This is a genomic window from Volucribacter psittacicida, from assembly GCF_004339025.1.
In the GTDB taxonomy this organism is placed as follows: domain Bacteria; phylum Pseudomonadota; class Gammaproteobacteria; order Enterobacterales; family Pasteurellaceae; genus Volucribacter; species Volucribacter psittacicida.
This window is the reverse complement of record NZ_SMFT01000004.1, coordinates 28,309-53,092: the sequence shown is the minus strand read 5'-3', so window position 1 is coordinate 53,092 and position 24,784 is coordinate 28,309. Positions and strand designations below refer to the sequence as shown.

Genomic DNA, 24,784 nt, shown 5'->3' with positions numbered 1-24,784 from the left:
GGATTTTTTTATAGGTAAAATTATGCAATTTATAAGAAATGGTTCATTTAATCAGAAAAAACTTAGATTAACTTTATTGTTGGGAGCAACTAGCCAACAAGGCTTTGATGATAAAGGAAATAACACAGTTATCGTTGAAGGATTAAGAGTTTCAGCACAAATTAGGAATGGTGGTGGGATTATTGCTCCAACAACACAAATAGTCGTATATGGGCTTAGTGCTGAAATAATGAATCAGGTTGCAAGGATTAAATGGAATACAGAAGAAACGAAAATGAATTTTATCCGTTTAGAGGCTTTACATAATGGGGCGTATACATTGGTCTTTGAAGGTATGATTTCTTTTGCCTATCCAAATTTTGGAGCTTCGTCAGAGTCAATGTTGACTATCCAAGCTGTTACAGCGATACAACACCAAATACAAGCCGCTCCCCCAGTAAGTATCAAGGGAGAAGTTGATGTTGCTAAGTTGATCGAGCAGATTTGCCAAAATATTGGTATGGACTTTGAAAACAATGGAGTAACAACAAAGATAAGTAATCCCTATCTTTGTGAAACTGGTTTAGAACAGATTAAAAAATTATGCCAAGCTGCGGATATTAATTTAGCGATAGAGGCAAGAAAAGTAGCAATCAGTAATAAGACTAAGGGAAGAAATATTAAGATCCCTGTTATATCGCCGAATACGGGCTTAATAGGTTATCCAGTACCAAATTTAAGTGGAATTACATTTCAATGCTTATTTGATCCTATGATTAGATTTCATGGCATCGTGCAAATAAAGGATAGTTTAATCTCGGTCGCTAATGGTATGTGGTTAATTTATGGCTTAACTTATCATTTAGAAAGTGAGGTCGCAAATGGAAAATGGTGTATTGATGTGAGTGCCACTTATATAGGAGAAGTAAAAGTTGCAAAATAAATTTGGTCTAGTTGATCCCAGTGCAATGTTAGATTATGAGGGGCAACTTCAATTTATGGTAAATAATTTAATCGGTAGAATTCAAACGGTTACTTTAGTACAGATTAAGAATGTTAATGCTACAGGAGTAAATCCCGTTGGTACAGTTGATGTTCAGCCGATGGTGGCTCAGCTTGATGGGCAAGGTAATGCGTATACGCATGGCGTTATACATAATATTCCTTATTTTCGATTACAAGGTGGAAATAATGCGGTAATTATCGATCCTAAAGTTGGAGATATTGGTATGTGTGGCTTTTGTAGCCGAGATATTTCAAGTATTAAAAACAATAAAAAGCCGTCTAACCCACAGAGCCTTAGAAAGTTTGATTATGCTGACGGGCTTTATTTTGGTGGTTTTTTAAATGGTGTACCGAGTCAATATATCTTTTTTAAGGATAGTGGTATTGAAATTGTTTCCCCTAATGAAGTAAAGATTAAGGCTTCTAAAATTATTCTTGATGCCCCTGTCGAAGCTAAAAATACAATTATGGCGGATAAAGATATTACCGATAATGTAAGTAGTGGGGGAAAATCAATGGCAAATATGAGAAAAGTTTATGATACACATACTCATGATAGAGGATCTGTGCCAGATCAAAAAACAGGAGGGTAAATGAATACAATATTTTTACACCCTGAAAATTGGGATCTAACGTTAACTGAGGACGGAGATATTGCTTTAGCTAAAGATTTATATGCTAAAGCCCAAGATGTTGCAAGTGCAATAAAATTATTTAAAGGGGAGCTTTATTATAACACTGAAAAAGGAATTCCTTATTTTGATGAAACTTTAGGGAAAAAGCAGTCTTTTTCTTTATATCAATATCGTTTAGAAAAAGCCGCATTAACTGTTCCAGAGATAATTTCAGCAAGTGCTAAAATCATTAGTGGAGATAATAGAAAGTTAATCGGAAGTATTTTCTTCACTGATAACCAAAACAATACATTACAGGTGCAAATATGACAACAAATGTTCCAAGTATTCAATTTACTTCAACGGGTGTAATCATTCCAACAGAACAGGAAATATTAGAAGGGATATTATCCGATTTTGATAGAGCTTTTGGCGGTAATTTAAATAGAAATCTTGAAACCCCACAAGGACAATTAGCAAGCTCTTTAGCGGCTATAATTAGTGATAGGAATAATCAAATAGCTTGGCTTATTAATAATTTAGATCCTAATTATAGTGATGGTGTAATGCAAGACGCTATTGGCAAAATTTATTTTGTTAAACGAAAAGGACAAGTAAACTCGGTTGTTAGTTGTGAATTTATGGGGTTACCTGGGACTGTTATTCCTAAAGGATTTACAGTTAAAGATATTCAAGGAAACGATTGGGTTTTAGATGAGGAAATTAGCATATTAGCAGAAGGAACGGTTACAGGGCGATTATCAGGCTTGGGCGTATACAGTGCTAAAGCAAATACAGTAACGGAGTTAACGAGAGCAATTATTGGGCTAGATCGGGTAACAAATCCTCAAGAAGCAATTACAGGAACAGAGAAAGAAAGTCGATTGGAGTTTGCCAAACGTTATGAAAATAGTGTAGCTATTAATTCACAAGGAATGCCTGCTTCAATTTATTCGAATGTTGCTAAACTTGATGGCGTTATAGATTGTTATGTAATAGATAATGGGAAAGGTACATCAGTACAAATTGGCGCAACGAATAAAACATTAGCTCCTCATAGTGTTTATGTTGCTGTAGTTGGTGGTGATAACCAAGAAATTGCAGAAACAATATGGCGTATGTCAGGAAATGGTTGTGATTATAATGGGAATACTGTTATTGAGGTAACAGATAATCGATACGATGATCCAAAGCCTACTTATGAAATTAAATTCCAACGACCAGCAGAAGTACCTATTTATTTTAAAGTAAAAGTAAAAAGCGGTATTCATGTAGATGCTGAAAGTTCTATTAAAGCTGCTATCAAGAATTATTTTAATCAAAATAAGGGAAAAATTGGCGGAACAATTTATGCAATGGGGTATATTCCTTCTCTTATTACGGAAATTGGGAAAGATTATTTGCTTGATGTTAAAGTGGGAAAACAAAAATCGTCTTACTCTGAATCAATTAATATGGGAATAGATGAATTCCCAGTAATTAGTGATGATAACATTGTTGTGGAGAAAGTATGATAGATGTGGAAAAAACGTTAATCAGTCAATATGCCAATAGCCCTGTATTATGTACATTAATATCTAATTTTAATCAATATATCGATCCGTCAGAAGAAATTCAACATTTTTATGATATGGTTTGGAATATCGATACAGCCGAAGGATTTGGACTGGATTTTTGGGGAAAAGTGGTAGGAATATCAAGAGAAATTGTTATTAATAATAGAAATCAATTTATTGGTTCAACATTAGCAAGTGATGATTTAAAACAATATTCCGCTGGAGAACGTCATTTTATGAATGATGCTATGTTTAGAAAAATGATATTAATGAAGGCAATGAGTAATATTATTTATGCTACAGCTTATAATATTAACGGATTATTACTTGCGTTATTTGAGAAAAGAGGGAGAGCTTATTTTATTAAGAGTGGAACAATGTCTGCGAGATATATATTTGAGTTTAACCTTTCAGCGGCAGAAAAGGCAGTATTGATTAGCACTGATTTATTGCCTAGACCCACAGGAGTTTTAATTGATTTTTATGAACCAGATATTAAGAAAACATTTGGTTTTATAGAAGCCAATATGGCCCCTTTCGGAGATGGTGCGTTTTATATTGGTGATAGATAACCTAAATAACTTATTTAGCCTGCATTTTGCAGGCTTTTTTATTGGAGAAATAAAATGGAACAACCAAAATTATTATCTAAAGCTTGGGCAAGCAATGGTTTAAAAAATGATATACCAAAGGAAAGAACTGATTCAATTCCTAAGGAATCGGCTACCTATAGTGAAGGATTTCCTCAGATTACTATGACCCCCATTTCAATGGGCGGAAAAGCACCGGCAGGAAAAGATATGAATGGTATTTTAAATGAGCTTTCAGCTCATACCGTTTTTTTAAATCAAGGTGGTATATATAAATTTAATCTTGCATTTGCGAACGAAATTGGTGGATATTCAAAAGGTGCTATTCTTATTAATGATAATTATGACAAATTATTTATTAGTTTAGTTGATAAAAATAAAACTAACTTTAATACCTCATCTTACGAGGGAAAATGGAGTATCGTGTCTGGAGTGGATTTTTTTGTTCCACAAACTCAAAAAGCCAGTACCTCAATCGCTGGAATTGTACAACTGGTCGATAATTTATTAAGTAACGCCAACAATATGGCACTGGCTGCCAAACAAGGGCGAGAGTTAAAACGCCTTATTGATGGATTAGGCACTCCCTTTCAAAATTTTTCAGCCACTTCTTCCTTGAACAATACAACTAATTTAAATGATTTAAAAGGGGCAGGGAAATACGGTGTTTATTCGCAAAGTAGTAATAGCAATGCCCTTACGGCATTAAACTATCCAGAACAAAAAGCAGGGGCATTATTTGTTCTGCCCTCTGCTTATCAAGGTATTCAGCTTTATGTGCCGTTTGATAATCAAATTATCTATATTCGCCGAACCAATCAAGCCAGTGGATTTGAAAATTGGCGGATTATTGGCGAGGTAATTGATAATTTAAATAGTGATAGCAAAACCGCAGGCTTATCTGCCCGTCAAGGAAAATTATTAAACGAAAATAAAGCCAATAAAACCGAAGTAATGCCCTTACAACAAACTTCATTATCAGCAACTGATGATTTAAATGACTTTCGTCAAAATGGCATTTATTCACAAACGACCTCTGCTAGAGCCTCTGTTGAGAGAAATTACCCCGAGGCTGCCGCTGGGGTTTTAGAAGTGCTATACAACGGCAATTTCCAACGTTATACCACCTTTAATAGCGTTTGCTATCAGCGAGATTATCGTGGGGGAAGTTGGAAAGACTGGAAGCGAGTGGATTCATTGGGTAAGGTTGACCGTGCAGGAGATACCATTACTGGGGATTTAAAAGTTAATAAAACCCTCGAAAGTAGTTACCGCATTCAAATTGTGCGTAATGAAGAACGTTTTGTGCCTTATATGAATGTGCGCAATGAAGCCATTGAGGCGGATAGCAATACCACTGACCGCCATATGACGGATTTTAATATGCAATGTTTGCGAGGAGGGGCTGAGAAAACAAAAGCGTTGATCCGTTCTTATTTGTTATCGGATAAAACATCAAGAGTACATTTTATGGCATCAAATGCCAGTGACCAATATCAAAATAATGTGGTTATCCACGGCACTGGCAACACAACCATAGGCACATCTACCGATAATAAAACCGATCGATTACAAGTGAATGGCTCAATCAGTGCAACCACAATGACGTTCAAAGGTGTAGGAAGTACTTGGGCAAGAGCGTATTTTGATATTCCTGACGGAGGAAATTGGCGATTGGAGTTTAATCCCAATTCAGAAAATGACCCAAGATTTAATATGGCTTATACCACTAAAAACAATATTCAAAAGTATGTGGCATTTCCAACAATCAATTCCAATCGTGAAACGGTGGCTTATCAAAGTTGGGTTACTCAACAATTTACAGGCGCTGTTTGTGCATTTGCGATGACTACACCACCTGCAGGCTGGTTAAGATGTAATGGTGCGGCAGTATCAAGAACAACTTATGCTGATTTATTTCAAGCTATTGGAACGACTTTTGGAGCAGGAAATGGTTCAACCACGTTTAACTTGCCTGATTTGCGTGGTGAGTTTGTTAGAGGCTTTGATGACGGCCGAGGTGTTGATAGTAGTCGAGGTTTTGGTTCTTGGCAAAATGATGAAATAAAAGAACATAAACATCAATTAAAGATAAATGGTGTTGCCGCAGGAAATGTTGGACCTTGGGAAGGGGCTTTACATACTGGTTCAGGAAAAGAATATAGCACAGAAAATTTTGGCGGAAATGAAACCCGTCCTAGAAACGTGGCTTTACTGTACTGCATTAAATATTAGGAGAGGATATGACAGAAAAAATAGTCAGCCAGTTAGATAATAACGGCTATTTTATTGGGACAACGGTGGCAGATAAATCGCCACTTGAAGACGGGATCTATCTCTTACCGTTTAATGCGGTAGATATTGCACCGCCAGAGCTTAAAGAGGGCGTGATTTATCAATACGATAAAGGCACAAATACTTGGCTTGAGATTGATGATTATCGAGGCAAAACATTTTATTCAACGGAAACAGGGGAAAAGGTAGAGATTACCCAATTAGGGAAAATTCCTGAAAATTTAACCGCACTTGTTCCGTTAGATTGTCCTTGTTATTGGGACGGTGAGGAGTGGATTATTGATGAAACCAAAAAAGCCGAACTGAAAGCCCAACAACAAACTGAAATGTGGGAGCGTATCAAAGAAAAACGTTACCAAAACGGCTTAGGTGGGGTGTATGTAGAAAGTGTTGGAAAATGGTTTCAAACAGGCGAAGAAGAAAAAACCAAGTATCTCGGTTTAGATCGTGTGATTGATAAGCTCGGCGAAATTGATTGGAAAACTTACGATAATACTGTGGTCAAAATGAACCGCATTTTATTAGATGAAATCTTTATTGCTATGGTACAGGCAGAAAATGCAGACCATTTAAACGCAGAACGCCATAAACAGCAAATGTTATTGGCGGACGAACCATTAACTTATGATTATTCAACAGGTTGGAGTAAATGTTATGAAGAAAACCATCAAGAAAGCTAAAAAATGGGGCTATCACGTATTGATAGCCGTAGATCAACTTATTAATGCCCTAACAGGTGGCGGTGCAGATGAAACCTTTTCTAGCCGTTGCTATCGAGGAGCAATATTAGCTAAAAATCCTAAAAAGCGTTGGCGGTTTTGGTATGGCTTTGTGAATAAGCTATTTTTTGACCCAAACCACTGTAAAACCGCTTATGAAAGCGAGGTGTTAAGACGGCAATATCCTGCGGATTTTGAGGTAATTAAGTAATTATTAGGGGGCTGCTCGCTCCCTATTTGCTAGTTAGTTATATATTATATTTATTTCCTATTGTGTCAGCATTACGAATTCAAAAAGCTTAAAATACCATATTTATTTGAGCAGGATAGAGCAATATATTCTTTTTAAAATACGCTGAGAAGCGAATTGAATTGAGTAGTATAAAAATAGGAATTCCCAAAATGTTCCCAAAAAGAGGAAAAAAGAGGTAAATATTTGATATTTTGATAGGATAAGGATATGCTAGATAGAAATGCAAGTCATTGAATTTGTTATATTTTGATTTAGTTTCTTTTTATATTATGTAGGTCTTGAAAACCGGCGAGGGTTTACGCCCTCCGTGAGTTCGAATCTCACTTCCTCCGCCATTAAGTTTCATTAAGTCGTAAGTAAAGTTCGTAAAATCAATAACTTACGGCTTTTTTATTTTCCGGCAGATCAAATAAATTTTCGTTTTCTGCTCGTATGTTTGAGTTGTCAAAAATGGACTTTGACGAAAACTTGACTTGATTTGCGTAGTTCAATAAATGCCCTGCGTTTAAATGGGCATATTTCTGCACCATTTCTAAGGTTTCCCAGCCGCCTAGCTCTTTTAATACCATTAGCGGCGTGCCATTTTGAACATGCCAACTTGCCCAGGTATGCCTTAAATCATGAAAACGAAAATTGGTTATATTGGACTTATTCAAAGCCCGCTTAAAATCCTCCCTATCAATATCCGTAATTAATTTTCCTTTTCCCCGATGAAAAATGTAATTTGATATTTTCTTCGTTTCTTTTTGCCTTAAGAAATGGATTGCTTCGCGGCTTAAAGGCAATGCCCTAGCTCGTCCTGATTTGGCAATATCGCTAGTTACAATAGCGATACTTCTTATAAAATCAATTTTATCCCAAGTCAGGGTTAAGATTTCTGTCATTCTTGCGCCAGTCATAAGGGCAAAAGAGCAGACGTCTTTCATCCAAGATAAACTTAAATTATCGAGTAATGTATCGGCTTCATAATGTGTTAGCCAACGTACTCGTTTTTTAGGCTCATCATTTTTCTTAACATAGGGAATTGAATCAACCCAACCTGCTTGTTTAGCCAAATTTAAGGCTCGCATAATTGAGGTACGATAACGATTTTGCGTTGATGGGGATAATTCGTTACCTGTATGCGTTTTGTGAGTGGATAGATTGTTTAAAATGTATTTATGTAGTGAATAAGTTTCAGGATTTATACTAAATTACCGACAGCCAATATTTGATATCCTATTATTTTGAAAATATTTCTATTTTGATTTGTTCTCAACCGCACTTTCATTTTACAAAATAAAAAAGGCATATACACATATGCCTTTTTAAATATTTGCGTTGATCAGTTTATTTTCAGATAAAGAAATTATTTTTTCTCTGCCACTTTATTTTTTAATTCAATTAACGCATTGTTTGCATCAAGTAATTTTTTGGTGGAATCTTGTTGTAACTGCATAAAAGCAGCGGCTTGTTCTTCATTTGGTGGATTCACAACATATTCTGCACTTTGGTTCATCAAGTTAATAAATTTCGTAATCGCATTATCAAACTTAGCCTGTACGTTTTTACCTTCTTCTGTTTTGAGTTTTAGACTTGCTACAGAATCTTTTAACTTGCTATATTCTGCGCTTACCTCGGTAAAAATTTGCTTTAATTGTTCTTTATCTAATGAACCAGAAACAAGTTGAGTTTGTAATTGTTCAATTTTTTGTAAGTTATTGCTTTGTTCGGTGACTTGCTCAATTGCATTAATATCAGCTTGCATATCTTTTTTGGCATCAGAACAAGCGACCATCACAAAAGCAGCGAGGATCAAAGTGAAAATTTGATAAATACGTTTCATGTTAATTCCTTTATTTTTGAGTTAATGAATAAATAGGGGATTATCCCCTCTATTTCTGTTTGACTTCTATTGATAAGCATAAAAGTCAACAGATTGAATAGATAAATGATTTAATCCGCAGAATAATATAATTTACCTATTTCAATTTTTTGCCGACCATTGGCTTCTCGCCATTTATTGGTATCACGCAATGAATAAACGCAACCGCAATATTCTTGTTGATAAAAACGTTCACGTTTACTGATTTCAATCATTCGTTGTGAGCCACCGCCTTTACGCCAGTTATAATCCCAATAAATCACATCATCATATTTTTCAGCGGCACGATGTCCACAGCCATTGATTTGGTTCATATCTTTCCAACGGGAAATGCCTAAACAACTGGTAAAAACAGGAAAGCCGTTTTCATGAGCATATTGTGCGGCTTTTTCAAAACGCATATCAAAGCACATGGTACAACGAATACCACGTTCAGGTTCATTTTCCATACCTTTGGCGCGATCGAACCAATTTTGTCGATCATAATCTGCATCAATAAATGGAATTCCCCATTTTTCAGCAAAACGAATATTTTCTTCTTTGCGAATAAGATATTCTTTGAGTGGATGAATATTGGGATTGTAAAAATAAATGGTAAATTCAATGTCTGAGGCGTGAATCGCTTCCATCACTTCACCAGAACAAGGGGCACAGCACGAATGTAATAATAATTTATTATGCCCATTGGGTAGGCTTAATTTTGGACGCACAAAAGGGGCATTGGGATCTTTGTTATTTTTTTGTTGGCGAGATTTGATTTTTTTTTGTTGAAAATCTACCGCACTTTTTGGCATAGAGGTATTTTGTTGCATATTCATAATAGGATTAATATTGTCTATCAATAGATAAATAAGCTAAAGAAATTAAAGCCTGTTTATAAGGGCTATCAGGTAAGATTTCAATGGCAGCTACCGCTTTTTCCGCTTCTTCTCTTGCACGTTGCATAGCATAATCAAGCGAGCCATATTGTTGCATAATGGCTAAGATGTCATCAAGCAAATGGCGTTGTCCTGCTTGTTCTATGGCGGAACGAATTAAAGCGGCTTGTTCGGCATTACCTTGTTGCATTGCGTGTAATAAAGGTAAAGTCGGTTTGCCTTCGTCTAAATCATCGCCGATATTTTTGCCTAGGGCTTGAGCATTGGCACTATAATCTAATACATCGTCAACAAGTTGAAATGCCGTACCTAAATAACGCCCGTATAATTGTAAGGCTTTTTCTTGCTGTTCATTGCCATTGGCGACAATGGCTGCACATTGACTAGCGGCTTCAAACAAGCGTGCAGTTTTGCTATAAATCACTTGCATATAGCTTTGTTCAGTGGTGTTTGGATCGTTACAATTCATTAATTGTAATACTTCACCTTCAGCGATAACATTGGTTGCATCAGACATCACTTGTAAAATTTTCAGTGAATTTAGGCTCGTCATTAATTGAAAAGCACGCGTATAAATAAAATCGCCCACTAATACGCTGGCGGCATTACCAAATTCTGCGTTGGCAGTAGGGTTACCACGACGCATATCGGATTCATCAACCACATCATCATGGAGTAAAGTGGCGGTATGAATAAATTCAATAAAAGCGGCACAAGTAATATGTTGTTGACCTTGATAGCCCAGAGCATTGGCGGCTAATACCGCAATGAGCGGACGAATTCGCTTACCGCCACCTTGGATAATATAATGACCGAGTTGATTAATGAGAACAACATCAGAATTTAATTGTGCTAGGATTGCTTGATCAACCGCTTGCATATCTTGTTGAATTAATTGCTGAATGCTGTTTAAATCCATAGATAAATGATGTTTTATCATAAACTTATCAAATGCGTTAAACTGAAAAATAGCAAGATTGTACCTGAATTTCTTAATTTTCTGAACAATTTATCAATTTTTTTATTTTATCGTAAAATCCTGCTTGCTAAATGTTTTATTTTTCCGTAAAATCCACCACCTATTTATATAATTTTTGATGTGCTAAATGACATAAACATTGAAATAGCACAAATATAGCGGAGTATATATGTACGCAGTATTTCAAAGCGGTGGTAAACAACACCGTGTCAGCGAAGGTCAAGTTGTTCGTTTAGAAAAACTTGAAGTAGCGACTGGCGAAACCGTTGAATTCGATTCTGTATTGATGGTTGTCAATGGTGAAGATGTTAAAATTGGTGCACCATTAGTAAGTGGTAGCAAAGTAGTGGCTGAAGTGGTTGCACACGGTCGTGGCGAAAAAATTAAAATCGTTAAATTCCGTCGTCGTAAACATAGCCGTAAACAACAAGGTCATCGTCAGTGGTTCACAGAAGTGAAAATCACTGGGATTCAAGCATAATTCAGAGGAGATCAAGTAGATGGCAACTAAAAAAGCTGGTGGTTCAACTCGTAACGGTCGTGATTCTGAAGCTAAACGTCTTGGTGTAAAACGTTTCGGTGGTGAATCTGTATTAGCTGGTAGCATTATCGTTCGTCAACGTGGTACAAAATTCCACGCTGGTAACAATGTTGGTATGGGACGTGACCATACTTTATTTGCAACCGCTGATGGTAAAGTGAAATTTGAAGTAAAAGGCGAAAAAAGCCGTAAATATGTAAGTATTGTTACTGAATAATTTCAATTAGCGAATTGAGAACCCCACAATGATCAAATGTGGGGTTTTTTTATATTTGCATAATGCTAGAGATTATTCATAAAAGTGCGGTGTATTTTGAAATTATTTTTATCAATGAATAATTATCATCATTTCATTTTAAAATAAGACAAGACGTACCAACACAGTATTATTTAAAAATGGGACGAGGATAAAATTAACTTTAATGGTGTCATAAAATGGGCTTTCTTTTTACCCTGATTGCTGTAACCATGTGGGCAAGTTTTCCCATTGCCGTACAGCAAGTATTAACCGATATGGATCCGCAAACTATTGCTTGGTATCGTTTTGCTGTTGCCACTTTTGTTATCTTTATCCTATTGATTAAAAACAATAAATTACCCCATTTAGGACAATTAAAAGGGAAGACCCTGTTATTTTTATTGATCGCAACGTTAGGATTAGGATTAAATTTCTTTTTTTATCATTTAGCTTTACGTTATATTCCCCCAGTGACTAGCCAAATTCTAAGCCCATTATCTTCATTTATGATGTTATTGGCTGGTGTTGTATTATTTAAAGAACGCTTATCTTTTTACCAAAAAATTGGTTTATTATGCCTTGTTATTGGATTAGCCATCTTTTTTAATGATAAATTAGAAAACTTTTTAACTTTTGATTTGTATTTTCAAGGTATTTTGCTTGCGATATGTGCCTCTGCACTTTGGGTAACTTATGCCATTAGCCAAAAACTGTTGCAACATAAATTGGAAGCACAGCAAACCCTATTAATTATTTACTTAGGTTGTACCTTATTTTTTACCCCAGTCGCCGAGATTGGGCAAATTAAGGCATTAAACAATGCCCAACTGGGTTACTTGTTTTTCTGTTGCATTAATACATTACTTGCCTATGGCTGTTATGCGGAAGCATTAAATCGTTGGGAAGTGTCTAAAGTCAGTGCGTTAATTACTCAAATTCCTGTATTTACGATTTTATTTGCTAATGGTTTATTTTACTTTTTTCCTGAACATTTTACCGATCAGCAAGTAAATGCCTTAAGTTATGTGGGGGCTGCCATTGTGATTTTTGGCTCGCTCACCTCCGCAGTAGGACATAAATTATTTAGGAAGGTAGCAAAATGAAAGATCAACCCATAATAGGCTTTATCTTTGCCTTGATAACTGCAATGGCTTGGGGATCCTTGCCTGTGGCATTGAAGCAAGTTTTAACGGTAATGAATAGCCAAAGTATTATTTTTTATCGATTTTGGGTAGCGGCAGTAATTTTATTGATCATTTTAGCTGTGCGGGGAAAATTGCCTAAAAAATCCCAATTTAATCGTTATTATGTGGTTTTAGCCATAATAGGTATTATGGGGCTTGCAGGAAATTTCTTTTTATTTAATACCTCATTAAATTATATTGAACCTGCGATTGCACAGATATTTATTCATTTATCTTCTTTTGCAATGCTAATTTGTGGCGTGATTGTTTTTAAAGAAAAATTGGGGTTACATCAAAAAATTGGTTTAGGTATTTTAATAATAGGATTGGCTTTATTTTTTAATGATCGCTTTAATTTATTATTTGGGTTTAATATTTATGCCATAGGTATTTTGGGAAGCATTAGTGCTGCTTTAGTTTGGGTGGCTTATGGTATGGCACAAAAATTAATGTTGCGTAATTTCACCGCCCCACAAATTTTATTCGTAATGTATTTAGGTTGTGCCATTATTTTTACCCCTTTTGCCCAGCCAAGCCAAGTAAATGGACTAACGGGAATTACCCTATTTTGTTTTATTTATTGTTGCTTAAATACCCTAATTGGCTATGGGGCTTATGCGGAAGCATTAAATCGTTGGGAAGTCTCTAAGGTTAGTGTGGTCATTACCTTAGTGCCTTTATTTACCATTTTGTTTTCGCATTTATTACATAGGATTTTGCCTGAATATTTTGCTGATCCCCAATTAAATGCTATGAGTTATTTCGGGGCGATGGTCGTGGTATTGGGGGCAATGTTGTCAGCAATAGGGCATAAATTAATTAAATGAATATTTTAATATTTCAAATTGAAACAACGACATAAATGAAAGGATAACAAATGAAATTTATTGATGAAGCATTAATTCGTGTTGAGGCTGGGGACGGCGGTAATGGCTGTGTGAGCTTTCGCCGAGAAAAATATATTCCTAAAGGTGGGCCTGATGGCGGTGATGGTGGTGATGGTGGCGATGTTTATTTACTTGCTGATGAAAACCTTAACACCTTAATTGATTACCGCTTTGAGAAACGCTTTGCCGCCGAACGTGGTGAAAACGGACGTAGTTCAAACTGTACAGGTCATCGGGGTAAAGATATTATCTTGAGAGTACCAGTAGGAACAAGAGCGGTTGATAACGACACCAAAGAAGTATTAGGCGATTTAACTCAGCATGGCACAAAATTATTAGTGGCAAAAGGTGGATACCATGGTTTAGGTAATACAAGGTTTAAATCATCGGTCAATCGTGCGCCTCGCCAAAAAACTAATGGCACCGCGGGCGAAAAAAGAGATTTACAGCTTGAATTATTATTACTTGCTGATGTGGGTATGCTCGGTTTACCTAATGCTGGGAAATCGACCTTTATTCGAGCCGTTTCTGCGGCAAAACCGAAGGTAGCGGATTATCCATTTACCACTTTAGTACCAAGCCTTGGGGTGGCAAGAGTCGGCACAGATCGCAGTTTTGTGGTGGCTGATATTCCGGGCTTAATTGAAGGAGCGGCTGATGGTGCAGGGCTGGGAATCCGTTTTTTAAAACATTTGGAGCGTTGCCGAGTATTAATTCACTTAGTGGATATTGCACCGATTGATGAAAGCGATCCAGCGGATAATATTGCGATCATTGAGTCTGAACTTTTTCAATATAGTGAAACCTTAGCAGATAAACCTCGTTGGCTAGTCTTTAATAAAATCGATCAATTTAGCGAACAAGAAGCACAACAGCGTGCAGAACACATCGCACAAAAGCTCGGTTTAACAGAAAAATATTACCTTATCTCAGCGGTAACTGGGCAAAATGTACCTGAGTTATGTCGTGATATTATGGACTTTATTGAGGCTAACCCTCGCCAATTAGAGCAACAACAACTTGTTCAAGCTGAGGAAGTGAAATTTAAATGGGATGACTATCATCAACAACAACTCTCTGAACATCAAGAAGAGGATTGGGACGAAGACTGGGACGATGATTGGTCAGAGGAAGATGAAGAGGGCGTGGAGATTATTTATAAGCCTTAGTTGAGGAAAAATGGCACTTAATGTGCCATTTTTTGTATTTACTTTAAATACTCCAGCCCATTAATTACCATACGTTTACCACTTGGTGCCCCAATGGCGTTAGCGAGGTTATGTTTTAGTGAATTGGCGAAATCGCCCGTATATAATTTTGCACCTTGATGAGTCAGGTTAGAGCGACAATCAATATAGATTTTTCCGCCAATTTGTCGCCAAAGGTAACAAAAACCATAATCTTCGGAAAGATAACGGTTGGATACGGGATCTACCATGGCATCAAAAAAGCGGTAATGCAAGCCTTTATCTTCAAAACCAATACTATCAGGGGTATAGCGTAATTCTGGGTAGGCGTTGATGAGTTTTTCAAACACTTGACGCTTTATTACCATAAAGCCCGTTGGGGCTTCATCAACTTCAAGAAAACCATCAGGTTGAATATTAAAAGTGACTTCATCATTTTCCACTTTACTATGATTTACTGTATAGCGTGTACTGGCGGCTTCAAAGTCTTTTTGGCTCATATTTGCTTTGATATGCTGAGGCCATTGTTCGTGTTTCAAGGGATAAACGCCCGCCGCGACATCATAATCGGACAAGAGTAAACGAATGGCTGCTTCGGGTTCAAAACCAATATCGGAATCAATCCAAAATAAATGTGTCCAATTAGGGTTAGCAAGAAATTCAGCAACAGCGTTATTTCTTGCCCTTGTAATAAGGCTTTCGCCACGTTGCAATGAAACTTGCATAGCAAGCCCAAATTGTTGTGCTTGGCTAGTGAGATTGAGTAATGAAATCACATAATTATGGAAGTATTTTCCATCGTGGCTTGGGGTAACAAACACAGGAAACATTTGTTTTAAGGCATTTATTTCTAACATAGTTTTTCCATTTTATTTTTATGATTTAGTTTCTAATACTGTAATCGCCAACACATAACCATTTATAGGTGGTTAGTGCGTCAAGTCCCATTGGGCCTCTTGCGTGTAATTTTTGGGTGCTGACGGCGACCTCTGCGCCTAAACCAAATTGTGCACCATCGGTAAATCTTGTGCTGGCATTAATATAAACTGCGGCAGAGTCCACCTGTTGTGCAAATTGTTGAGCCTGCTGAATAGATTCGGTCAGAATACCGTCTGAATGTTGACTACCGTAGCGACGGATATGGGAAACAGCCTCGCTTAAATCCTGAACAATGACCACATTAAGATCATAGGAAAGCCATTCTTGGGAAAGTTGCTCCGTTTGTAATGGCACAACATCCGCTTGGCATTGTTGTAAAATCGCAAGTGCGGTAGGATCGGCGTGAAATTTTACCTTTTTAGGGCTTAATTGTTGATGAAGTTTAGGTAAAAATGCGTGAGCAATGGATTGTTGTACCAATAGGGTTTCTAGCGTATTGCAGGTACTCGGGCGTTGCGTTTTCGCATTTTCAATTAGTGGCAATGCTTTGGTTTGATCGGCACTTTGTTCTACAAATAAATGGCATACGCCAATACCGCCAGTAATCACTGGAATTGTTGCTTGTTGTTGGCATAAAGCTTGTAATTTCTCACCGCCACGAGGAATAATCATATCTACATATTGATCCAATTTGAGTAATTCTAGTACAAGCTCTCGATCGGGATCGGTAATGGCTTGCACTGCATATTTGGGTAATCCCGCTTGTTGTAAGGCGGATTGAATCACTTCCACTAAAATTTGATTAGAATATTGTGTTTCTTTGCCACCGCGTAAAATCACCGCATTGCCCGTTTTTAAACATAGGCTTGCCACATCAATGGTAACATTGGGACGGGCTTCATAAATTGTGCCGATAACGCCAAGAGGAACACGCACACGCTGAATGGTTAAACCGCTATTTAATTTGCCACCATCAAGAATTTGTCCGATAGGATCGGCTAAGGAAATCACTTGACGTACATCATTGGCAATGGCTTGTAAACGTTGTGGCGTAAGCAATAGCCGATCAATGATTGCCTCTGATAAGCCATTGGCTTTGGCTTGCTCAATATCTTTAGAATTTTGTTGTAAAATGACCGCACTTTGTGCTTCTAGCTGCTCGGCGATCAGCTGTAATGCGTGGTTTTTTTGTTGTTCAGAGAGTTGAGCAAGGATAACGCTGGCTTGTTTGGCTTGTTTGCCCATATTGATTAATTTTGTCATATATGAAATCTCTATTTTTTAGGTGGCGGTAATTTATCGTTAATTTTGGGTTTAGGCACAATTTGTTGTTCTTGATAATCAAAAACAGGTAAACCTAACTTGAAATAAATGGCAAGTAAACGCAATAAAAAACCACATATTAGGGTAATGATTATCACTAAATTAGCGGCAATGCCTAACTTAAGTAAACCAATATAAATGCTGGCAGATAATAAGGCAACGCTAGCATATAATTCTTTTTGGAAAACCAGCGGAATACGATTACAGAGTAAATCTCTTAGTACCCCACCAAACGCCCCTGTGATAATGGCGGAAATCACAGCGATAGTAAAACCATGCCCCATACTTAATGCGACTTGTGCACCGATAATGGCAAAGACAATTAAACCTAAGGCATCTAACACCAAAAAAATGGTACGAAAATAACGCATAAAATTATTGATTAAGGGGGCAATAAATACGGTCATTATAGCGGCACCAGCAACAATTAAAATATATTCAGGGTGTTTTACCCAAGTTAAGGGATAATGCCCTAATAACATATCCCTTACCGATCCGCCACCCACGGCGGTCATTGAAGCAATGATAATAACACCAAAAATATCCATTTTTTCTCGCCCAGCCGCCAATGCACCTGTGATGGCTTCTGCGGTAATACCGATGATATAAAGAATGGTTAATAGCATGTAAAAAGGGTGATTGATTATTTTGCTGTATTGTAGTCGTTAATGGAATAAATTGCTATGTTTAGCGGGTAAATTAGAAAGAAAGTGCGGTGGTTTTTTGAAAATTTTTTGTTTCCTAATTTTAAGGGGTTTTAATATTGATTTTACCAATAGGTATAATATTTTACATTTTGGCTTAAAATGGCTAGTATGAGCCAATAACCTGATAAATATTAAGGTTTATTATTGATAATCATTATCAATAACTATTGACTTGTTAAAGAATTGAGGTAATATTAATCTCGCTGTTTATGTGTTTACGCTAAAATACATAAATAGAAAAAATTATAGTTTATCGATCATTATTTTAATATTGATCCTCAATTTTAGGAGATAACAATGAAATTAAAGCATTTTATTGCGGGACTTGCACTTTTTTGTGTGGGAATGGGTGCGCAAGCACAACAATTTAAGGTATTAACCACTTTTACCGTTATTCAGGATATTGCTCAAAATGTCGCTGGCGATGCGGCAGTGGTTGAGTCTATTACTAAACCAGGCGCAGAAATTCACGATTATCAACCGACACCACAGGATATTGTGAAAGCACAATCTGCGGATTTGGTGTTGTGGAATGGGTTAAATTTAGAGCGTTGGTTTGAGCGTTTTTTACAAAATGTCAAAGATAAGCCGTCCGTTGTGGTAACAGAGGGGATTACGCCAATTGCAATTACCGAGGGATCTTATAAAGATATGCCTAATCCACACGCTTGGATGTCGCCATCAAATGCGTTGATTTATATTGAGAATATTAAAAACGCCTTGATTAAATATGATCCAAAAAATGCAGAGACTTATCGTAAAAACGCACAAGCCTATGCAGAGAAAATCCAGCAATTAGACCAGCCATTACGAGCAAAATTAGCTCAAGTGCCTGAACAACAACGTTGGTTAGTGACCAGTGAAGGGGCGTTTAGTTATTTAGCGCATGATTATGGTTATAAAGAGGCTTATTTATGGCCAATTAATGCTGAACAACAAGGTACGCCACAACAAGTGCGTCAATTAATTGATTTAGTGAAGAAAAATAATATTCCAGTGGTATTCAGTGAAAGTACAATTTCGCCAAAACCTGCTCAGCAAGTGGCGAAAGAAACGGGGGCAAAATATGGCGGTGCGTTATATGTGGATTCATTATCTACTGCCGATGGTCCAGTTCCAACCTATATTGATTTACTGAATACAACGGTATCGATCATTGTAGAGGGTTTTAATAAATAATGTCATCATCAGTATCTATTCATGTTGAAGATGTAAGTGTCCGTTATAGCAACGGACACGTTGCCATTTATGACGTGAGTTTTGAATTACAAGGCGGCACTACCTGTGCCTTATTGGGCGTAAATGGTAGTGGAAAATCCACCTTGTTTAATAGCCTAATGGGGTTAGTACGACCAACGAAAGGCAATATTAGTTTATGTGGACTCCCTATTAATCAAGCCTTAAAACAAAACCTTGTGTCCTATGTTCCACAAAGTGAAAATGTGGATTGGGCATTTCCTGTGTCTGTTTATGATGTGGTGATGATGGGACGTTATGGCTATATGAACTTTTTGCGTATTCCTTCCAAACAGGATAAGCAGAAAGTCATTGAAGCCATGCAACGGGTAAATGTTGAGCATTTAGCCCATCGTCAAATTGGCGAACTCTCAGGTGGGCAGAAAAAACGGGTCTTTTTAGCAAGGGCTTTAGCTCAACAAAGTAAGATTATTTTACTTGATGAGCCTTTTACTGGTGTGGACGTAAAAACCGAGAATGCCATTGTAGATTTGTTAAATCAACTGCGTGCTGATGGGCATTTAATCTTAGTATCTACCCATAATTTAGGTAGCGTGCCAGATTTTTGTGATCAGGTGGTAATGATTAATCGTACCGTCCTTGCCACAGGAAATATAGAAAGTACTTTTAACCAAGAAAACTTAGAACGGGTATTTGGTGGGGTATTACGCCATATTAAATTATTAGGTAATGATCTACATGATGATGAAGATCCACGTGCCGTTACAGTATTAACCGATGATGAACGCCCAGCGGTATTTTATGGACATACCAAAATTGATCCGCCAGCCCCCATTATTAAAAATGATAAGGGGAAAGCCTAATGTTTGCGTTATTAATGGAACCCTTTCAGTATAACTATATGCTAAAAGCCATTTTTGTGAGTGCCGCTGTAGGAGGAATTTGTGCCTTTTTATCCGCCTATTTAATGTTAAAAGGTTGGTCATTAATTGGCGATGCCTTATCTCATTCGGTTGTCCCGGGTGTCGCTATTGCCTATGCCTTTGCATTACCCTACGCCCTAGGGGCATTTTTTTCAGGCTTTTTAGCGGCGGTAGCCATTTTATGGATTAAATCCATTACCAAATTACGCGAAGACGCCGTCATCGGCTTCATTTTTACCACATTCTTTGCCATTGGTTTATTAATCATCTCTTTAAACCCAACGTCCGTTGATGTGCAATCTATCGTATTGGGCAACGTATTGGGTATTAGTGACAATGATATGATCCAAGTGCTATGGATTATTGCAATTAGTCTCATTTTTCTACTATTACATTGGAAAAACCTTTTATTGGTCTTTTTTGATGAAACACACGCACGTTCTGTGGGGTTATCGCCGTTAGCCTATAAAGTCTTATTTTTTACCTTATTAAGTGCCTGTGTGGTCGCCGCTTTACAAACTGTCGGAGCGATTTTAGTGATAGCCATGGTCATTACCCCAGGGGCAACAGCCTATTTATTAACAGATCGTTTTGGTAAACTCATCATTATTGCCGTATTACTTGGTGTACTCACCAGTGGCATTGGTGCTTACTTAAGTTATTATCTTGATGGTTCAACAGGCGGTATCATTGTGAGCTTACAAACCCTTTGTTTCTTGCTCGCTTTCTTTTTTGCCCCTAAATATGGGCTAGTAAAACAGCGTTTGGCAAATAAGCCTCAGATTAAAGTAGGAGAGCAATAATGCAAGTCATCTGGAATTGGCTAACAGAACCCTTTCTTTTTCCATTTATGCAAAATGCCCTAATTACCGCATTAACGGTTGCTATTATTTGTGCCGTATTATCTTGTTATTTAGTCTTAAAAGGCTGGTCATTAATGGGGGACGCTATTTCTCATGCGGTGTTACCGGGTATTGTGATTGCTTTCTTATTAGGAATCCCCCTCGCTATTGGGGCATTCTTCTCAGGGATTTTCTGTGCTGTCAGTGTCGGTTACCTAAAAGAAAATAGCCGAATCAAAGAAGATACTGCCATGGGGATTGTGTTTGCAGGAATGTTTGCCTTTGGTTTAGTGTTGTTTACCAAAGTAGAAACCAACCAACATTTAATGCACATATTATTTGGTAATTTATTGGGAATAAGCCAAGCGGAGCTGATACAAACTCTTATTATTAGCTTATTGATATTCTGCGTAATTGTTGCAAAAAGACGAGATTTTTTATTGTATTGCTTTGATCCTAGCCATGCAAGAGTAGCAGGACTTTCCATTCGCCGTTTACATTATGGACTATTGATCTTATTAGCCTTAGCCATTATTACCGCTATGCAAGTGGTCGGGATTATTTTAGTGGTTGCTATGTTAATTTCACCGGGCATTACCGCTTATTTACTTACTCACCGTTTTGATATGATGTTATTAATCGCATTAATCACTTCAGTACTTTCCACTATTCTTGGCACATTACTGAGTTACCACATTGATGCCGCCACAGGCCCTTGCATTATCTTACTGCAAGCCCTATTCTTTTTATTCGCATTGATTTGGTCTAAGGTTCGCCTTTCTCTAGGAACAGAATTGAACTTAAAATGATGCTAAATTAGAAAAGAATAAAACAAAAAAGCACCTTAACCAAGGTGCTTAAAAAATCTGGTTGCGGGGGCTGGATTTGAACCAACGACCTTCGGGTTATGAGCCCGACGAGCTACCAAGCTGCTCCACCCCGCGTCAACAGGTGTGCAATATACGCTTTTAAAAATTTATTGCAATCATTAATTTAGATTTTATGATTTGTTTGCTAAAAAAATAGCCGATATGTTGATTTAATCCTCAGTATTCTTATGGGATTCTTTGATTTGAACATTAGCAAATATGCGGTAAATTTTTAAAATGCACTATTTATTTTTTCTTTTTTTTGGTAGTTTATAGCTTTTGTTTTATCAAGCCATTTGTTGGAATAGTTATGTTATTTTTTAATCGAATTTATGCTTTTTTTCGTTTAATTTTATTATTTATTGTTGGATGTTTATTAGCAAATTGTAGTTCAGATAGTTCACAATCGCTTTCGCCTTGGCAGGAAAAGGAAGCCCTTGGTGCAAAATATGCAGGGCGTAGTTATCTTTCTTTACCTTTAACCCAGGTTGCACAAATTGATAATCAAACGGGGGTTGTTAATCAAGGTGATTTTTTAACCCAATTATCTAAAGTTAGACATTATTCGCCACGTTTAAATTCAACACATGCCCATACTTACGCGAAAATTACCCGTTGGGTAGCGGCAGGGGGAAATGTTAAGGATCTTGCGGCTTTTAATCTTGGTATGCAACAAATGGCAGGCGTTGATGGTTATCAAAATGTATTAATGACAGGGTATTATATTCCTGTTTTCCAAGCAAGAAAGCAACCACAAGGCGAATATCAGCATCCAATTTATGCCTTACCTAAAAATAAACGCTTTACTCGTGCTCAAATTTACGCGGGTGCATTGCGTGGGCAAGGGTTGGAATTGGGCTATACCACGATGTATAACGTTTTTGCTATGGGCGTTCAGGGCAGTGGCTTTGCGGATTTTGGTGGTGGTAAGCTCGCCCATTTTGCTTATGGTGGTCAAAATGGTTTTAGTTATACCAGTGTTGGGCGTTTATTAGTTGAAGATGGCGAAGTTGAAAAAGAAAAAATGTCAATGCAAGCGATTAAGGAATGGGGCGAACGTAATCCTGATCGTTTTCAGCGTTTGTTAGAACGTAATCAATCTTATGTCTTTTTTAAGCATGATCCTACTTTTGATGTCAAAGGGGCAGCAGGTGTGCCATTAGTGGGGCTTGCTTCTGTAGCAGTGGATCGCAATGTGATCCCTTTAGGCAGTATTTTATTAGTGGAAATTCCACAACTGGATAAAAAGGGGCAATGGACTGGGCAACATATTTTGCATTTAGCTGTGGCTTTAGATGTTGGCGGTGCGATTAAAGGGCAGCATTTAGACTTGTATCAAGGCATTGGCGATGAGGCAGGGCATACGGCAGGATTGTTAAAACATTATGGACGAGTTTGGGTATTACAGTAATGGATAAAGTCATTCATGAGGATTATCAACGCCGTTTTGGCGGAATTGCTCGTTTATATGGTGAGCAAGCCCTTGAACGCTTACAGCAGGCGCATATTTGTGTCATAGGTATTGGCGGAGTAGGCTCTTGGGTTGTTGAGGCTTTGGCGAGATCAGGTATTGGTGAGTTGACCTTAATTGATATGGACGATATTTGCGTGACCAATATAAACCGTCAATTACCCGCTTTAACCCAAACTATTGGGCAGTTGAAAACAGAGGTTATGCAACAACGTGTACAGCAAATTAATCCCCAGTGTAAAGTACATATTATTGATGACTTTCTTAGCCAAGATAATTTGTCCGATTATCTTGATACAGGTTTTTCTTATGTTATTGACGCTATTGATAATGTGAAAACCAAAGCGGCATTATTGGCTTATTGTAAACGGCATAAAATGAAAGTGATTACTGTTGGTGGGGCAGGAGGGCAGACTGATCCTCGTCAAATTCAAATTGCTGATTTAAGTAAGACAATTCAAGATCCTTTATTAGCAAAAGTGCGGTCAGTTTTACGCAAAGAATATCATTTTAGCCAAAATCCTAAGCGTAAATTTGGAATTGATGCGGTATTTTCTACTCAACCTCTCATTTTTCCCCAATTAACAGGGGCTTGTGAAACTTCGGCAACCATGAATTGTGCCAATGGATTTGGGGCTGCCACAATGGTAACAGCGACGTTCGGTTTTTTTGCGGTAGCAAGAGTCATTGAAAAGCTATTACAAGTGAAATGACTTATTTTTTAATAGAAAAAAAGATGGCTATTTTCTAAAAAACAGAGTAATCTAACCGCACTTTATCATTTTATTAAAGGAGATTTTTATGCGTTTACCCCATTCTATCTTTAAAAAAGCAATGCTTGCCAGTGCAATTACTGTATTTGCCAGTGCCGCAAATGCAGCGGTATTAACTTCGATTAAACCCCTTGGTTTTATTAGTGCGGCGATTACTGACGGCGTGACGGATACAGAAGTCCTTGTGCCAGCAGGCGCATCGCCGCATGATTATAGTTTAAAGCCTTCTGATATTCAGAAAATTAAGAATGCCGATCTTGTGTTATGGATTGGTGAGGATATTGACAGTTTCTTAAATAAAAGCATTGAAGGTATTGATAGTAAAAAAGTGCTTACTATTGCTGATATTAAAGGTGTAGAACCATTATTATCTGACCATGACCATGACCATGACCATGACCATGACCATGACCATGACCATAATCACGCTCATTCTCATTCCCACGCTCATAGCCACCATGCACATAGCCATGCCCATGATCATCATCACGATCATAGTTTAAACTGGCATATTTGGTTTTCACCAAAGATTAGCCTGTTAGTCGCCAATGATTTAGCCGAAAAATTAACAGAACAATATCCTGATAAAAAGCAACAAATTGCAGATAACCTCGCGGCTTTTCAGCAAAATTTAGCCAATAAAAATCAAGCGATTAGTCAACAGCTTAAATCCGTTAAGGATAAAGGCTTTTATGTATTTCACGACGCTTATACTTACTTTAATGATAGCTATGGGCTAAACCAAGTAGGGTATTTTACCATTAATCCGTTGGTTGCCCCTGGGGCGAGAACCTTAGCGACGATTAAACAAGAAATTAATGAACACAAAGTGCGTTGCTTGTTCGCAGAACCTCAATTTACGCCAAAAGTAATTGACACCTTAAGCAAAGAAACTGGGGTTGCAGTAGGAAAATTAGATCCTATTGGTGATGCAATTCCATTGAGTAAAACAAGTTATATGGATTTCTTACAGCGTATGGCTGATGATTATTATGCTTGCTTAAGTGGTAAATAATCTTATTTTTAGAGAG

The 24,784-nt window shown here is 37.3% G+C and carries 26 protein-coding genes, 1 tRNA gene and 1 pseudogene; 20 read left to right on the top strand and 8 right to left on the bottom strand.

Annotated features, from left to right (window positions below; genetic code table 11):
- The first annotated feature begins 22 nt into the window (after positions 1-22).
- From EV694_RS08215 to EV694_RS08180, 8 genes are read left to right on the top strand one after another with little or no spacing between them, the layout of a single operon-like run.
- Positions 23-922, top strand: coding sequence for a baseplate hub protein (locus tag EV694_RS08215; protein ID WP_132691402.1), 900 nt, complete (start codon positions 23-25; stop codon positions 920-922).
- Positions 912-1,577, top strand: coding sequence for a Gp138 family membrane-puncturing spike protein (locus EV694_RS08210; protein WP_132691400.1), 666 nt, complete (start codon positions 912-914; stop codon positions 1,575-1,577). Before EV694_RS08215 ends, EV694_RS08210 begins: the two co-directional genes overlap by 11 nt.
- Complete coding sequence (locus EV694_RS08205; RefSeq protein ID WP_132691398.1) at positions 1,578-1,928, top strand: contractile injection system sheath initiator; 351 nt, start codon at positions 1,578-1,580, stop codon at positions 1,926-1,928.
- The gene (locus EV694_RS08200) at positions 1,925-3,112 is read left to right on the top strand and encodes a baseplate J/gp47 family protein (RefSeq protein WP_132691396.1); all 1,188 of its coding nucleotides are present in this window, start codon (positions 1,925-1,927) and stop codon (positions 3,110-3,112) included. Before EV694_RS08205 ends, EV694_RS08200 begins: the two co-directional genes overlap by 4 nt.
- Positions 3,109-3,726 carry a baseplate wedge 1 family protein gene (locus EV694_RS08195; protein ID WP_132691394.1) on the top strand — a complete coding sequence of 206 codons (618 nt, stop codon included), beginning with the start codon at positions 3,109-3,111 and terminating at the stop codon, positions 3,724-3,726. The genes EV694_RS08200 and EV694_RS08195 overlap by 4 nt, the downstream gene beginning before the upstream one ends.
- Before the next feature lie 54 nt (positions 3,727-3,780).
- Positions 3,781-5,979 (top strand): tail fiber protein, encoded by a 2,199-nt coding sequence (locus EV694_RS10945; protein ID WP_207859809.1) that lies wholly within the window; start codon positions 3,781-3,783, stop codon positions 5,977-5,979.
- An 8-nt stretch (positions 5,980-5,987) separates the two neighbouring features.
- Positions 5,988-6,719 (top strand): DUF4376 domain-containing protein, encoded by a 732-nt coding sequence (locus EV694_RS08185; protein WP_132691392.1) that lies wholly within the window; start codon positions 5,988-5,990, stop codon positions 6,717-6,719.
- The gene (locus tag EV694_RS08180; RefSeq protein WP_132691390.1) at positions 6,694-6,969 is read left to right on the top strand and encodes a hypothetical protein; all 276 of its coding nucleotides are present in this window, start codon (positions 6,694-6,696) and stop codon (positions 6,967-6,969) included. Before EV694_RS08185 ends, EV694_RS08180 begins: the two co-directional genes overlap by 26 nt.
- Before the next feature lie 413 nt (positions 6,970-7,382).
- Here the strand turns inward: EV694_RS08180 and EV694_RS08175 are convergent.
- From EV694_RS08175 to ispB, 4 genes and pseudogenes are all read right to left on the bottom strand, one after another.
- Positions 7,383-8,165: pseudogene (locus EV694_RS08175) on the bottom strand (site-specific integrase); the annotation flags it as partial.
- 194 nt (positions 8,166-8,359) lie between these two features.
- Complete coding sequence (locus EV694_RS08170; protein ID WP_132691386.1) at positions 8,360-8,836, bottom strand: hypothetical protein; 477 nt, start codon at positions 8,834-8,836, stop codon at positions 8,360-8,362.
- A gap of 110 nt (positions 8,837-8,946) precedes the next feature.
- The gene (locus tag EV694_RS08165) at positions 8,947-9,669 is read right to left on the bottom strand and encodes an epoxyqueuosine reductase QueH (protein ID WP_424580059.1); all 723 of its coding nucleotides are present in this window, start codon (positions 9,667-9,669) and stop codon (positions 8,947-8,949) included.
- Positions 9,670-9,700: 31 nt separating this feature from the next.
- The gene (gene ispB, locus EV694_RS08160; RefSeq protein ID WP_132691637.1) at positions 9,701-10,672 is read right to left on the bottom strand and encodes an octaprenyl diphosphate synthase; all 972 of its coding nucleotides are present in this window, start codon (positions 10,670-10,672) and stop codon (positions 9,701-9,703) included.
- 229 nt (positions 10,673-10,901) lie between these two features.
- Between ispB and rplU the strand changes: the two genes are divergently transcribed.
- The 5 genes from rplU (at position 10,902) to cgtA (ending at position 14,751) form a co-directional block, all read left to right on the top strand.
- Entirely contained in the window at positions 10,902-11,213 is a 312-nt protein-coding gene (gene rplU, locus EV694_RS08155; protein ID WP_132691382.1) for a 50S ribosomal protein L21, read from the top strand.
- A gap of 19 nt (positions 11,214-11,232) precedes the next feature.
- Complete coding sequence (rpmA, locus tag EV694_RS08150; RefSeq protein ID WP_005539872.1) at positions 11,233-11,490, top strand: 50S ribosomal protein L27; 258 nt, start codon at positions 11,233-11,235, stop codon at positions 11,488-11,490.
- Positions 11,491-11,708: 218 nt separating this feature from the next.
- The gene (locus tag EV694_RS08145; protein ID WP_132691380.1) at positions 11,709-12,614 is read left to right on the top strand and encodes a DMT family transporter; all 906 of its coding nucleotides are present in this window, start codon (positions 11,709-11,711) and stop codon (positions 12,612-12,614) included.
- Positions 12,611-13,522 (top strand): DMT family transporter, encoded by a 912-nt coding sequence (locus EV694_RS08140; protein WP_132691378.1) that lies wholly within the window; start codon positions 12,611-12,613, stop codon positions 13,520-13,522. Before EV694_RS08145 ends, EV694_RS08140 begins: the two co-directional genes overlap by 4 nt.
- A gap of 50 nt (positions 13,523-13,572) precedes the next feature.
- Positions 13,573-14,751, top strand: coding sequence for an Obg family GTPase CgtA (gene cgtA / locus EV694_RS08135; protein WP_132691376.1), 1,179 nt, complete (start codon positions 13,573-13,575; stop codon positions 14,749-14,751).
- Positions 14,752-14,789: 38 nt separating this feature from the next.
- Here cgtA and EV694_RS08130 read toward each other — a convergent pair whose 3' ends face one another.
- The 3 genes from EV694_RS08130 to EV694_RS08120 are packed head-to-tail and all read right to left on the bottom strand — an operon-like array spanning position 14,790 to position 17,597.
- The gene (locus EV694_RS08130; RefSeq protein WP_132691375.1) at positions 14,790-15,626 is read right to left on the bottom strand and encodes a hypothetical protein; all 837 of its coding nucleotides are present in this window, start codon (positions 15,624-15,626) and stop codon (positions 14,790-14,792) included.
- A 25-nt stretch (positions 15,627-15,651) separates the two neighbouring features.
- The gene (gene proA, locus EV694_RS08125) at positions 15,652-16,911 is read right to left on the bottom strand and encodes a glutamate-5-semialdehyde dehydrogenase (RefSeq protein ID WP_132691373.1); all 1,260 of its coding nucleotides are present in this window, start codon (positions 16,909-16,911) and stop codon (positions 15,652-15,654) included.
- A gap of 11 nt (positions 16,912-16,922) precedes the next feature.
- Positions 16,923-17,597 carry a trimeric intracellular cation channel family protein gene (locus EV694_RS08120; RefSeq protein ID WP_132691371.1) on the bottom strand — a complete coding sequence of 225 codons (675 nt, stop codon included), beginning with the start codon at positions 17,595-17,597 and terminating at the stop codon, positions 16,923-16,925.
- A 426-nt stretch (positions 17,598-18,023) separates the two neighbouring features.
- Here EV694_RS08120 and EV694_RS08115 point away from each other — a divergent pair, with 426 nt between their 5' ends.
- Genes EV694_RS08115 through EV694_RS08100 form a run of 4 tightly spaced genes read left to right on the top strand, consistent with a single transcriptional unit; the run spans position 18,024 to position 21,449 of the window.
- On the top strand, positions 18,024-18,857 hold the full coding sequence (locus tag EV694_RS08115; RefSeq protein ID WP_243646015.1) for a metal ABC transporter substrate-binding protein: 834 nt from the start codon (positions 18,024-18,026) through the stop codon (positions 18,855-18,857).
- Positions 18,857-19,738: an ATP-binding cassette domain-containing protein gene (locus tag EV694_RS08110; protein WP_132691367.1), complete on the top strand. Its 882-nt coding sequence runs from the start codon at positions 18,857-18,859 to the stop codon at positions 19,736-19,738. Before EV694_RS08115 ends, EV694_RS08110 begins: the two co-directional genes overlap by 1 nt.
- Positions 19,738-20,601 carry a metal ABC transporter permease gene (locus tag EV694_RS08105; RefSeq protein WP_132691365.1) on the top strand — a complete coding sequence of 288 codons (864 nt, stop codon included), beginning with the start codon at positions 19,738-19,740 and terminating at the stop codon, positions 20,599-20,601. Before EV694_RS08110 ends, EV694_RS08105 begins: the two co-directional genes overlap by 1 nt.
- Entirely contained in the window at positions 20,601-21,449 is an 849-nt protein-coding gene (locus EV694_RS08100; protein ID WP_132691363.1) for a metal ABC transporter permease, read from the top strand. Before EV694_RS08105 ends, EV694_RS08100 begins: the two co-directional genes overlap by 1 nt.
- A 58-nt stretch (positions 21,450-21,507) precedes the next feature.
- Here EV694_RS08100 and EV694_RS08095 read toward each other — a convergent pair.
- Positions 21,508-21,584: transfer RNA gene (locus EV694_RS08095), tRNA-Met, on the bottom strand.
- Between the two features lie 235 nt (positions 21,585-21,819).
- Between EV694_RS08095 and mltA the strand changes: the two genes are divergently transcribed.
- From mltA to znuA, 3 genes are all read left to right on the top strand, one after another.
- Positions 21,820-22,920: a murein transglycosylase A gene (gene mltA, locus EV694_RS08090; RefSeq protein WP_132691361.1), complete on the top strand. Its 1,101-nt coding sequence runs from the start codon at positions 21,820-21,822 to the stop codon at positions 22,918-22,920.
- Positions 22,920-23,693 (top strand): tRNA cyclic N6-threonylcarbamoyladenosine(37) synthase TcdA, encoded by a 774-nt coding sequence (tcdA, locus tag EV694_RS08085; RefSeq protein ID WP_165865512.1) that lies wholly within the window; start codon positions 22,920-22,922, stop codon positions 23,691-23,693. The genes mltA and tcdA overlap by 1 nt, the downstream gene beginning before the upstream one ends.
- 88 nt (positions 23,694-23,781) lie before the next feature.
- Positions 23,782-24,768: a zinc ABC transporter substrate-binding protein ZnuA gene (gene znuA, locus EV694_RS08080; RefSeq protein ID WP_132691357.1), complete on the top strand. Its 987-nt coding sequence runs from the start codon at positions 23,782-23,784 to the stop codon at positions 24,766-24,768.
- Positions 24,769-24,784 lie beyond the last annotated feature (16 nt).